8 protein-coding genes are annotated in these 12,184 nt (G+C 73.0%); 3 read left to right on the top strand and 5 right to left on the bottom strand.

What is annotated here, in order from left to right; genetic code table 11:
* Positions 1–307 precede the first annotated feature (307 nt).
* The 3 genes from JQX11_RS08035 to JQX11_RS08025 all read left to right on the top strand — a co-directional run bounded on the left by JQX11_RS08035 (position 308) and on the right by JQX11_RS08025 (position 3,339).
* Entirely contained in the window at positions 308–868 is a 561-nt protein-coding gene (locus JQX11_RS08035; RefSeq protein WP_204924350.1) for a GNAT family N-acetyltransferase, read from the top strand.
* Between the two features lie 142 nt (positions 869–1,010).
* Entirely contained in the window at positions 1,011–1,922 is a 912-nt protein-coding gene (locus JQX11_RS08030) for a siderophore-interacting protein (RefSeq protein ID WP_204924641.1), read from the top strand.
* Positions 1,923–2,115: 193 nt separating this feature from the next.
* Positions 2,116–3,339 (top strand): multidrug effflux MFS transporter, encoded by a 1,224-nt coding sequence (locus tag JQX11_RS08025; RefSeq protein ID WP_204924640.1) that lies wholly within the window; start codon positions 2,116–2,118, stop codon positions 3,337–3,339.
* A 50-nt stretch (positions 3,340–3,389) separates the two neighbouring features.
* Here the strand turns inward: JQX11_RS08025 and JQX11_RS08020 are convergent, their stop codons facing one another.
* Genes JQX11_RS08020 through JQX11_RS08000 form a run of 5 tightly spaced genes read right to left on the bottom strand, consistent with a single transcriptional unit; the run spans position 3,390 to position 11,786 of the window.
* On the bottom strand, positions 3,390–4,826 hold the full coding sequence (locus JQX11_RS08020; protein ID WP_204924349.1) for a condensation domain-containing protein: 1,437 nt from the start codon (positions 4,824–4,826) through the stop codon (positions 3,390–3,392).
* A gap of 35 nt (positions 4,827–4,861) precedes the next feature.
* Positions 4,862–6,193, bottom strand: a complete 1,332-nt coding sequence (locus JQX11_RS08015; RefSeq protein ID WP_204924348.1) for an MATE family efflux transporter — start codon at positions 6,191–6,193, stop codon at positions 4,862–4,864.
* 30 nt (positions 6,194–6,223) lie between these two features.
* Positions 6,224–9,817 carry a type I polyketide synthase gene (locus JQX11_RS08010; protein ID WP_204924347.1) on the bottom strand — a complete coding sequence of 1,198 codons (3,594 nt, stop codon included), beginning with the start codon at positions 9,815–9,817 and terminating at the stop codon, positions 6,224–6,226.
* Between the two features lie 8 nt (positions 9,818–9,825).
* A complete protein-coding gene (locus JQX11_RS08005) occupies positions 9,826–10,668 on the bottom strand; it encodes an ACP S-malonyltransferase (protein WP_204924346.1) in 843 nt (280 codons plus the stop codon).
* Between the two features lie 11 nt (positions 10,669–10,679).
* Positions 10,680–11,786, bottom strand: a complete 1,107-nt coding sequence (locus JQX11_RS08000) for an ACP S-malonyltransferase (RefSeq protein ID WP_204924345.1) — start codon at positions 11,784–11,786, stop codon at positions 10,680–10,682.
* Positions 11,787–12,184: the final 398 nt, after the last annotated feature.

The following is a 12,184-nucleotide window of genomic DNA, read 5'->3' as shown; positions in this document are numbered from 1 at the left end:
TTGCGCTCCGACCCGGGTCGGCTATCAGAACGAAATACGCGAGTCAATACCGGGGTGTGCCTGACGTGTCACAGGTCGGCGGGGCCGGGATGCGGTCGCCGATCCGCCGGTGGCCGGGTGTGGTTTTCCGGTGTCGCCGTTCCGGTGTCGCCGCCGGCGCGGGGCGTCGCCGGCGGAACATTGCCCCGGGTGGTCGTTTGCATACTTTCCGAAGTTGTGATGAGGTCGGGCGGAATCGTCGCCGAGGGTGTCGTTTCGACAGCGAAAAGTGACGGGCCCGTCGTGCCGGTCGCCCGGAAGGAGTGCCATGACCACTGCGCCGACCTCCACCTCGTGCCGCGTCGACGGATTCGGGGAGGTGTCCCTCCGGCCGGTGGATCCCGACCGGGACGTCGCGGTGATCCACGACTGGGTGACCCGGGAGCGGTCCCGGTTCTGGGGCATGCGCGGGGCCAGCCGGGAGCGGGTCCGCGAGATCTACGCGTACCTCGACTCGCTGACCACCCACCACGCCTACCTGGCCCACCGGGACGGCCGGCCGGTGGCGCTGTTCCAGACCTACGAGCCGGCGGCCGACCCGGTCGGGCGGTGCTACGGCGTACGCCCCGGCGACTTCGGCATCCACCTGCTCATCGGCCCGCCGGACGACGGCCCGCAGCCCGGCTTCACCGGCGTGCTCCTCGACGTGTTCCTCGCGTTCGTGCTGGCCGACCCGACCCGGCTGCGGATCGTCGCCGAACCGGACGCCCGCAACGCCCGCGCCATCGACCGGCTGGTCCGGGCCGGCTTCGTGCCCGGGCCGGAGATCGACCTGCCGGAGAAGCGGGCCCGGCTGCTCTTCCTCGACCGCGCCGTCCGGGAGCGTTGACCAGGCTCGGGGCTGCGCGGGCAGGGGGCGACGCGCCCCGTACGGGGGATGGGTGACCCACGTCGCCATTCACGTTGTTGGTTAGGTTAGCCTCACCTACGTGCTTAGTGATCGAGTTCGCCCGGCGGGGGAGCGGCACCACCTGACCGGCACCGGGACCCTGCCCGTCGCGCCCTGGCGGCTGTTCGACGTCCAGGTACGCGCCGCGCGTCGGCTCAGCCCGTCGTTCCTGCGGGTCACCTTCACCGGCCCGGACCTCGACCGGTTCGCCGACAACGGGTACGACCAGCGGATCAAGCTGGTGCTGCCGGTGCCCGGCCGACCCGGCGTCCACCTGCCCGGCGGCGACGACTGGTACACCCACTGGCGCGCCCTGCCCGAACAGGAGCGCTGCCCGATCCGCACCTACACCGTCCGGGCGGTCCGGCAGCACCTGTCCGAGGTGGACGTGGACCTGGTGCTGCACGGCGACCACGGCCCGGCGGGCCGGTGGGCACTGCGGGTCCGCCCCGGCGACGAGGCCGGGCTGCTCGGACCCGACGCCGGCTACGACGGCGAGCACGGCGGCATCGAGTTCCGCCCGCCGCCCGCCGGCCGGCTGCTGCTGGCCGGTGACGAGACCGCCGTGCCCGCGATCAGCGCCATCCTGGAACGCCTGCCCCTGGACGCCCGGGGCGAGGTGCTGCTCGAGGTGCCGGACCCGGCCGACGTCCTGCCGGTGTCCGCCCCACCCGGCGTCACCGTGAGCTGGCTGGCCCGCGCCGGCGGCGGCCACGGCAGCAGGCTGCTCCCCGCCGTGGCAGCGGCGGCGCAACGGCTGCTGTCGGGCACCGGGACGACGCCCGCCGGGGCGGTCGTCGACGTCGACGTCGACGTGGCCCCGCTGTGGGAGGTGCCGGCCCCGACCGCGCCCGTGCCCGTCTACGCCTGGCTCGCCGGCGAGGCCGGTGTCATCCGCGCGCTGCGCCGGCACCTCGTCGCCGAGCGGGGCGTGGACCGCCGCGCCGTCGCCTTCATGGGGTACTGGCGGCTGGGGCGCGTGGACCCGGCCTGATCCGTGACCAGCGGCTGTGACCCGCGTTACCTCTCGGTGGAGCGGGAATCAGAACAGCAGGTCCGGATTTGAAGCCAGGTGTGACTGTCGTACCGCCTCGCGCCCGGCCGCACCACGACCGGGCGGAGCTTCCCCGATGACCGATCTCGCCCCCGACCTGCTGACGAAGGTCGCACCGACGCCCGGAGAACTGATGACCCGCCGGCAGCGGGTCCGGCTCGTCCTCGTCCTCGGCTCGCTGATCGCCATCGGCCCGCTGACCATCGACATGTACCTGCCGGCGCTGCCCGCCATCGCCGCCGACCTCATGACCACCTCGGCGGCCGTCCAGTTGACCCTCACCGGCACGCTCGCCGGGCTGGCCCTCGGCCAACTGCTGATCGGGCCGCTCTCCGACGCCGTCGGCCGCCGTGGCCCGCTCATCGCCGGCCTCGCCCTGCACGTCGTGGCGTCGGCGCTCTGCGTCGTCGCCCAGCACATCGCCGTCCTCGGCGCGCTGCGGGTGGTGCAGGGCCTCGGCGTCGCCGCCGCCACGGTGGTCGCGATGGCGGTGCTGCGGGACCTGTTCAACGGCACCGCCTTCGCCACCCTGCTGTCCCGGCTGCTGCTGGTGATGGGCGCCGCCCCCGTCCTCGCCCCGACCCTCGGCGGCGGGGTGCTGCGCTGGACGGACTGGCGGGGGGTCTTCGTGACCCTGGCCGTCTTCGGGGTGCTGCTCGTCGTGGTCGCCGTGATCGGCCTGCCCGAGACCCTGCCCGCCGAGCGTCGCCAGCCCGGCGGTGTGTGGTCGACCGCGCGCCTATACGGCGCGCTGCTGCGCGACCGGACCTTCGTGGGGCTCGTCGTGGTCGCCGGGCTGGCCATGGCGGCCCTGTTCGCGTACGTCGCCGGCTCGTCGTTCGTCCTGCAGGAACGGTACGGGCTCGACGAGCAGCAGTTCGGGCTGGCGTTCGGGGCGGGCGCGGTGGGCCTGATCGGGGCGGCCCAGTACAACGTCCGGCTGCTGCGCCGCCACTCCCCGCAGCGCATCCTGGTCACCTCGTTGAGCGTCGGCACCCTGGCCGGGCTGGCCCTGCTGGCCTTCGCCGTGACCGGGTTCGGTGGGCTACCCGCCCTGCTGGTGGCGCTGTGGGTGGTGCTGGCGGCGGCCGGCCTGGCGATGCCGAACGCCCCGGCGCTGGCGCTGTCCCGCCACGGTGAGGCCGCCGGCACCGCCTCGGCCCTGCTCGGCGCGGTGCAGTTCGGCGTCGGCGCGGTGGCCGCGCCGATGGTGGGGGTGCTGGGCAACGGCGCGGTGGCGATGGCGCTGGTGGTCGCCGGGGGCATGGTGGCCGCGCTGGCGGTGCTGTTCCTCGTGGTCCGCCCGTCCCGGCTCGCCGACCTGGAACCGCCCTCGGCGGTCGTCGTCGTGCACTGACCCGACCCTGACCGGGCACCTACCGCCCGGTCACGGTCGGGGCGGGCCGGTCACGGGGTGTCCGCGTTTCCGGGGACCGCACAGAGCCGGTGACCCTCGAAGATCTCCGTCACCCGGCGCAGGCTGACGTCGTCCCGGGCCAGCTCCATGGCGACCTGCTCCACGGCGTACAGGAAGCCCCGGATGTCGGCGGGGGCGAGCAGCGCGGTGTCGGCCATCAGCGACAGGTGGATCCGCTCGGCGGTGCCGCCCGCGTCGGCGTACAACGGCATCGCCTCGGCGGCGGCCCGCTGCGGCCACTCGAAGGTGGTCGTCGCGGCCAGCCCGGCCAACGCCTGCGGGTCAGGCGCCGGGCCGGCGGGTCGCGGTTGCAGCGACCACCGGTCGTTGAACTGGCCGCCGACCGGGAGGGGCCGTCCGGCGGCGTCGGCGGCGGCGCGGGCCACCTGGGCGGCGGCGCGGCCGTCGTGGCGGGCGTGCCGCATCGCCGCCCCCATCGCGGCACGGGCGTGCCCGACCAGGTCACCGACGGTGTCGCCGGACACCTCCATGGCGGTACGGACGGCCTGGTTGAGGCTGGTCACGGTGTACCGCAGCTCCGGTTCCACCCGGTTGCTCTGCATGATGTCCAGCGGGTAGACCGGCGTGGCGCAGACCGTGCGCACCAGCGCGTTGACGACGGCCAGCAGGGTGACCGACGTGGTGGTGCGCAGTCGTCGGGCGGCCAGCCGCAGGGCCACGGCGGCGGCGTCCGAGGCGAGTTCCCCGCGCCAGTACCGGGGGGTGACCGGGGTGACCCGCTCGGGCAGCGGGTCGGCCGGGAGCCGGCGGAGCTGCTGACGCAGGTGTGCCAGCGCGTCGACGTTGAGGCGTTGCCCGTCCGGGGAGCGTTCGAAGACGGCCAGGTCGACCGGCTGCACCGCCGGTCGGGCCGGCGGTGGGGCGTCGCCGTCGGTCCTGGCCCGCAGCAACGCGGCCAGCTCGGCGGCCAGGAGGTCCGCGCCGAGGTGGTCCGCCGCCAGGTGGGACACGGCGAACATCAGCAGCACGGGGATGCCCTCGTGGGTGGCGACCGCGAACCGGATCGGCAGCTCGGTGTCGTGGGCGAACGGACGGCCACCGGCCCGGCCCAGACAGTCGGTGACGATGTCGGCGAAGCTGACCGGGTCACCGTCGGGCCGGTCGACGACCTCGACGGTGACGACGCCCTCGCCGAGGACGTGCTGGCTGCCCTGGCCGTCGACCCCCGCCGGGAAGAGCGTGCGCAGCGACTCGTGCCGCTGCAGCAGGTGGGACAGCTGCGCCAGCACGTCGTCGACCTCGAGCAGCAGGGGTACGTCCAGCCACCGGGTCAGCACGAAGAACGGCTTCATCTCCGGCAGCCACCGGCGCAGGACGTCCCAGGTGCCCTGCTGGCCCCAGGTCAGGTGGGCGGTCCGGCTGCGGCCCGCGTGGAACGTCACCTCGACGGTGCGGTGGTTGATCACTGGTGGTCCTCACGGGGCGGGGGATGGACGGGGCATCAGGTCGCGGCGGGCACCGCGGCCGGCGCGGGCCGGACGAACAGCACCCGCCGCAGGCAGAACACGCTGTAGGTCAGCCCGGCGGTCCAGCTGGCCACCACCGCCCACATCACGGCGTCGATGCCGAACGGCCCGTTCAGCAGCCAGGCGAAGGGGATCTGCACGGCGACGAAGGCGATGAGCGTGCAGATCAGCGGCGCGGTCGTCCGGCCGGCACCGTTGAGGTACCCGTGGATGACCACCATGGCGGTGTAGAGGAGCAGGAAGGGATAGATGATCGTCAGGTAGCGTCCGGTCAGCTCCCGGGTGGCCGGATCGTCGGTGAACAGCGCGGCCAGCGGGGCACGGGCGACCAGCACCACCCCGGCGACCAGCACCGACAGCACGGCCGTCAACCGCAGCGTGCGCAGCAGCCCCGTGCGGGCCCGGGCCAGGTCGCCCGCGCCCAGGTTCTGGGCGGCGAAGGCGGTCACCGCCCCGGAGAAGTCGAGGAACAGGATGCCGGTGAACAACTCGATCCGGGAGACGATCGTGAACGCGGCGAGGACCACCTCCCCGTAGGACTGGATGATCCCGACCAGCACCATGATCCCGAGGGCGAGCACGATGTGCTGGCTGGCCAGGGGCAGACCCAGCCGGGCGGCGTCGACGAGTTCCCGGCGGATCGCCGGCCGCGGCCCGCCGCGCCGCACCGGGTGGGTGCGCGCCGCCCAGACCAGCCCGACCACCAGGGCGACCGTACTGGCCACGGCGGTGGCCAGGGCCGCGCCGACCACACCCCCGCCGAGGACGGCGACGAAGACCAGCACCAGGACGACGTTGGCGATGCTGCCGACGCCCTGCACCCACATCGCCGAGCGGGAGTCACCCAGCCCACGGAAGTAGGCGCTGACCGCGGCGCTGCCGAAGATCCCGGGGAAGCCGAGCGCCAGGGTGCCGAAGAAACGGGCCGAGTCGGCGGCGAGCCGCCCGTCGATGCCCATCACCGCCAGCGCCGGCTCGACCAGCAGCGTCGCCAGGACGACACAGCCGGCGGCCCAGACGACCGTGAGGAGGGTGAGGGCGGCGACCACGTCGCGGCGACGGTCGATCTGCTGGCCGCCGGTCAGGTGGGCCAACCGGATGGTGAACGCCGTCCCCAACCCGATGAACATGGCGTTGAGCAGATAGAACAGGGGCCCGCAGGCACCCACCACGGCCAGCCCCTCGACCCCGACGTAACGGCCGACGACGACGCTGTCGACCAGCAGGTAACCCTGTTGCAGCAGGTTCGCCGCGGTCAGCGGCAGGGCGAAGCCGACGATGCGCCGCAGCGCCGGCCCCGTAGTCATGTCCGACATGCCACCCTCCGATCGGTGTCGTCAGGCGGCGGCGTCGGCGAACGCGACCAGGTCCTCGACGTGGTAGGCGATCTCGGCGACGGTCCGGTCGGCGAGCAGGTCCGCGACGTCGTACTGCACGCCGTGCCGCACGGCGATGGAGTTGGCCACCGAGGCGGCCATGATGGAGTCGCCGCCCAGGTCGAAGAAGTCCGCCTCCACGTCGAGCGTCGGATAGCCGAAGGCGAGGGCGAGGCACTGCGCCACGGACCGTTCGACGTCGGTGTATCCGCCGTCCGGCCGGCCCTCCAGCTCGACGTCGACCGCGTCGACGGTGGCCCGGATCCTGTCGGCGGCCTGCCGCAGCCGCTGCTCCAACGCCTGCATCTCCTTGTCGACCTTCGCGTCGATCTCGGCGGAGAGCCGCACGTCGTAGGAGCGCAGCAGGTGGATCAGCTCCCCCCGGTAGTGCAGCTCCCCGGCGAACAGCCGGGACCGGCCGGAGCGCAGGCCCGCGTCGAGGACGTCCAGCGCGACCCGGGTGGGCAGGGCCCGGAACATGGTGTCGCCGCTGGTGCCGTGGTCGACGGCCATGCCGATCTCCTTCCACGCGACCCAGTCCAGCGCGATCACGTGGGTCGACCCGCCGGCCCGGCTGCGGGCCACGTTGTCCAGGTAGTAGTTGGCCGCCGCGTAGTCGGCCTGGCCGGGGGCGGGGAACACCGACGCCACCGACGAGAAGTGCACGACGAAGTCCGGCCGGTCGGCCCGGGTGAGCTGGTCGAGCAGGAACGCGGCGTGCAGCTTCGCCCGGACCACCGCGTCGAAGTCGGCCAGTTCCCGGAACATCACGGTGCTGCCACCGGGCAGGCCGGCCGCGTGCACGATGCCGTCGATGCGGCCGTACTCGCGCCGGACGTCGGCCACCGCGGCGGCCAGCGCCTCCGGGTCACCGGCGTCGGCGGCCACCACCCGCACCCGCGCGCCGAGTTCCTCCAACTCCCGCACCGCGCGTACCCGCCCGGCGCGGGCGTCGCCGGCCGGCGCGGCCAGCAGGTCCGGCCACTGCGCGCGCGGCGGCAGGCCGGACCGGCTGAGCAGCACCAGGGTCACGTCGGGCTGCCGGGTGGCGAACGCGTGGGCGACGGCCAGGCCGAGCGCGCCGGTGCCGCCCGTGACCAGATAGGTGCCGCCCGGCCGCAGGTAGCTCTGCGGGCCGTCGGTGTCGACCTGCGGCACCTCGACGAAGACCTCGTGCAGGCGTCGGCCGTCGCGCCACAGGAACACCCCGCGTTCGGGGGAGAGGATCTCCGCCCGGACCGCGTCGGGCGACACGTCCGGGTCGACGTCGAGGTGGGTGACCCCGAGGTACGGGTACTCCCGGCCGATGACCTTGCCGAAGCCGACCAGCGCGCCGTTCTCGACCACCACGTCGGGTTCCGCGTCATGGGCGCAGACCGCGCGCCGGGTGAGCACCGTCAGTTCCAGCTTGACGCCGGCCGCCATCAACGCCTTGGTCAGGTGGAACAGGCTGTGCAGGTTCTTGCCGGTCCGCAGGTCGAGCCCGGCGAGGTCGGCGGCGGGGACGGCGTCGAAGCCGAGCGCGTGCACCAGGTGGGTGATGCCGTCGTCCTCGACCAGCTCGGCGATCTCGGCGAAGGAGTCCGCCGACCGGACGTCGAAGGGCGCGCCGCCGGGGCGTACCGGCTCGCCGAGCCGCAGCACCCGCAGGTCGTCCAGTCCGGTGGCGGCGAGCAGCCGTCCGGCGTCGGTGTCCGGGTCGACCAGGGCCAGCACCCGCGCCCCGGGTGCGGCCGGCGTCGGGTCGGCGGCGGGGGCGAACACCACGTCGTGGGTGACCGGGTGGTCCTCGTCGACGGTGCCCAGCGACAGTTGCGCCCGCCAGGTGTCGGGGAACTGCACCCACGCGGGGGTGGTGTCGAAGGCGTACCCGGGAAGGCGGACGATCCGGCGGCGGCCGTCGGAGAGCCGCCGCCAGTCCACCGGCGCTCCGGCCAGGTAGCGGCGGGCCTCGTCGCCCAACGGGCCCTCCGGCGGCGGCGACGCCCCGTCGGCCAGTGAGGCGACCAGTTGCCGGCGCAGGTCGGCGACGTCGTGGACGACGAACGCGGCCCGGTGCCGGTGCCCGCTGCGGGAGACCTGGCTGGTGTGGCAGACGTCGGCGATGTCGACCCCGTCGAGGCCGGCGGCGTCGATGAACCGTACGTACCGCTCACCGAGGCGGACCAGGGACTTCAGGGTGGCCGCGCTGAGGGTGAACAGGAACGGCCCCGGGCCGGCGGGGGTCGCCGGTGCCGCCGCGACGTACTCCTCCAGCACCACGTGGGCGTTGGTGCCGCCGAGGCCGAAGGCGCTGACCCCGCAGCGCCGTGGGCCGTCGTCAGGGGACTCCCACGGTCGCAGGCTGGTGGAGACGTACAGCGGCCCGGCGGCGAAGTCGAGCTTCGGGTTGGGGTTCTTGAAGTTGGCCTGCGGTGGGATCATCCGGTTGCGCAGCACCGCGATGGCCTTGATCAGGCCGATCACGCCGGAGCCCTCGAACAGGTGCCCCACGTTGGCCTTGACAGTGCCGACCGCGCAGAACCCCCGGTCGGTGGTGTACCGGGCGAAGGCGCGTTTCATCCCCTCGTGCTCGATCGGGTCACCGACCCGGGTGGCGGTGCCGTGGGCCTCCAGGTAGCCGAGGGTCCGGGGGTGCACGCCCGCGTTGCGCCAGGCGGCGTCCAGCAGGTCGGCCTGCGAGTCGGAGTCGGGGTTGGTGATGCCCTCGGTGTTGCCGTCGTGGTTGACCGCGCTGCCCTTGATCACGGCGTAGATCCGGTCGCCGTCCGCGACCGCCTGCGACATCCGCTTGAGCACGACCGCACCCGACCCCTCGCCGAAACCGGTGCCGTCGGCGGCCTCGTCGAAGGTGCGGGTGACCCCGTCGGAGGACTCGATACCGATGTTGGAGTGCGGGTGCTTGACGGGGGAGAAGACGATCCGGGCGCCGCCGACCACCGCCATCTCGCAGTCACCGGCGAGCAGCGCGTTCTTGGCCTGGTGCACCGCGACCAGGGTGGCCGAGCAGGCGGTGTCCACCACCAGGCTCGGGCCGCGCAGGTCCAGCAGGTGCGACAGCCGGTTGGCCAGCATCGCCGGGATGTTGCCGGTGATGGCCTGCTGGCCGTTGTTCGGGTCGACCCGGCAGATGTAGTCCAGATAGGTCGAGCCGGGGTTGACCGCGAAACCGACGAACACCCCCGTCCGGCTGCCCCGGAGCCGGTCGAAACCGTAACCGGCGTCCTCGAAGGCGAGGAACATGGCGCGCATGACCATCCGGTGGTGCGGGTCGGTCAGCGTGGCCTGCCGGGGATTCATTCCGAAAACGGTGTGGTCGAAGGTGTCGACCTCGTCGAGGAAACAGCCGTTGTGGTATTCGACGTCGGGCTCGTTCACCGGTTCGATGCTCGTCGCCCGGAGATACCTGATGTATTCGGCGAGCTTTTCCTGACGGTTCGTGGGAAATGGTCGGGTGAGGCTCGCCCCGGAACTGATGATCTGCCAGAAGGTGTCGAGGTCGTCGGCCCCGGGGACCTCGACCGACAGGCCGACGACCGCGATATCCGTGTCCATACGGTGAATCACCTCTCCGCGATGCGGGTGAGAAATGCGCTGAGGGTCTTGCCGTTGACCTCGTCGAACCCGGTGACCCCTGCCGCGCGCAGGGTGGTGACCGCCCGGACCCACTCCACCGGGGTGGACAGTTGCCGGGCGAGCAGTTCGGCGGCGCGGCCGGTGTCGAAGACGTCCCCGGTCACGCCGGAGACCACGGGGGTGTGCCCGGCGGCGAATTCGCAGCCGTCCAGGACGGCCCGGAAACGCTGCTCCGCCGCCGCCATCAACGGGGTGTGGAAGGGGCCGCTGACGTTGAGCGGGACGACCCGGGCCCCGGGCAGCGCGCCGATCGCCTTGGCCGCGACGGCGAGTTCGGCGCGGTCCCCGGCGATCGTGCTCTGGGTGTCGGCGTTGAGGTTCGCCACGAACACCCGGGGCAGGCCGGTCTCGGTCAACGCCCGCCTGACGAACGACACCGGCAGGCCCTGCACCGCCGACATGCCCCCGCCGGTGACCTGGGACATCAGCTCGGCCCGCCGGTCGACCAGCCGCAGGGCGACGTCGAGGTCGAGCACCCCGGCGGCGACCAACGCGTTGTACTCACCGAGGCTGTGGCCGGCGAAGTACCGGTAGTGCCCGGGGCGTTCGGCGATCACCTGCTGTGCCAGCAGGGCGTTGACGAAGAACACCGCGGGCTGGGCGTAGCGGGTGTCGCGCAGGCGTCGGTGCGGGTCCCGGGTGCACAGCTCCTCGATGGACCAGCCGAGGATCTCGTCGGCCCTGGCGGTGGCCTCGGGGAACAGGCCGAACAGGTCGGCGCCCATGCCGCGGCGCTGCACCCCCTGGCCCGGGAAGAGTAGACAGTGCACGTGGTGTCCTTTCACGGTCGCCGGGAGGCTCGTCGGATCGACTCGAAGCGCAGCGTCCGGCCGCCGAGGCACTCCCGGGTGAACCGGCGGGCGGCGGGGCCGGGGCCGCAGTCCAGCACGGTGGTGATGCCGGCGTCGGTGACGGCGTGGACGCTGGCGGTCGCCCAGTCGACCGGGCGGACCAGCACCTGCTCGACGAACTCGTCGAGCAGGTCGGCGTCGGGCGGCAGGGTCCGGGGGGCGTCCGCCGCGTAGACCGGTATCCGCAGCTCACCGGCGGCGGGCAGGGGGCCGACGAAGGTCCGGTCCCGGCGTACCTCGTCGGCGGCGGCGGCCAGGTGCGGGCTGTGGAACGGCAGGGTGTTGGTGAGGAACGTCCAGGTCGCCGCGCCGCCGCGGAACATCGCCTCGTGGTGGGCGTGGAAGTGCAGCAGGTCCTCGGTGTGCCCGCTGAGCACGCCGGTGGTGGGGGTGTTGACCAGGCCGACCGAGACCGACCGTCGGGTGTCCCGCCGGTAGCGGTCGACCAGGGCGGCGAGATCCGCCCGGGAGGGGCCGTCGACCAGCGCCATCGGGCCGGGGCGCTGGCGCTGGCCGCCGCCGGCGTACCGCCCGGTCAGCTCGGTGGGGACGGGACGGCCGGTGGTGGCCTGGTGCCCCCGGACGAGGCTCAGCGCGACCAGCCTGAGTGAGGTCTCGGCCAGGGCGAGGAAGGCGTCCGTGCGCTTCGGCCGCAGGCCGGCGACGATGGCCGCCTGGAGCCCGATGCTGTGCCCGATGGCGGCGGTGACGGTGTCCGGGACGGCCCGCCGGGGTTGCAGGTCGCACAGCTGGATCAGGTGGACGCAGATGCCGGCGACGACCGAGTCGTCGGTGCCGGTCGGCGGCGCGGTGGCGGGGTCGGTCAACCACCGGCGCAGCCGGCTCCCGGTGGGGACGACCGGCTCGGGTACGGGGCCGAGATGCTCCCGCAGGTCGTCGAGGGTCCGGAACATGCGGTCGAAGAAGAGCGCGTTCTCCGGCTGCGCGTGCAACGCCCCGAGGGTGGGGAGCAGATTTCCCTGGTGACCACCTATTCCGTCGAAAAGGGCCAGGGTGCGCCCGGAAGGGGTGAGCATTTCCACGGGGATTCCTTGCTGGTCGGGCGGAATGCGTGCGCGGTTGACCCGACACGGCGGGCAGCGGAAAGGCTGCGTCGATTGCCGACGGCTGGCTTCTGATTGTGGCGGTGTTTATCGCGTCCGGTGGAACTTGCACCGCGAACAATATGCGACCCATCGCGCATGGTCAATAGCCCGGTCGCGCTGCGCGATCTGACGGTCGGTGAACGGCCGTTTTGGCAGCTCAGTCGGCTATACGTGGTCGGTGACCCGGCGTGACGAAACAATTGTCAGGCAGGCGTGGTTTGTCCCGCCGATTCTCGTATGTGCGGCGAACCCCGTACGAATTTAACTGTCGCGTCACCGTTCATAAACGTGGCTGTGCTCACGACCGGGGCCCGGGGTGCGCGACGGCC

The sequence above is a fragment of the Micromonospora humida genome, from assembly GCF_016901255.1.
Taxonomy (GTDB): domain Bacteria; phylum Actinomycetota; class Actinomycetes; order Mycobacteriales; family Micromonosporaceae; genus Micromonospora; species Micromonospora wenchangensis.
Note: the sequence above shows the minus strand (reverse complement) of the source record. Positions and strands in the feature narration are given on the sequence as shown.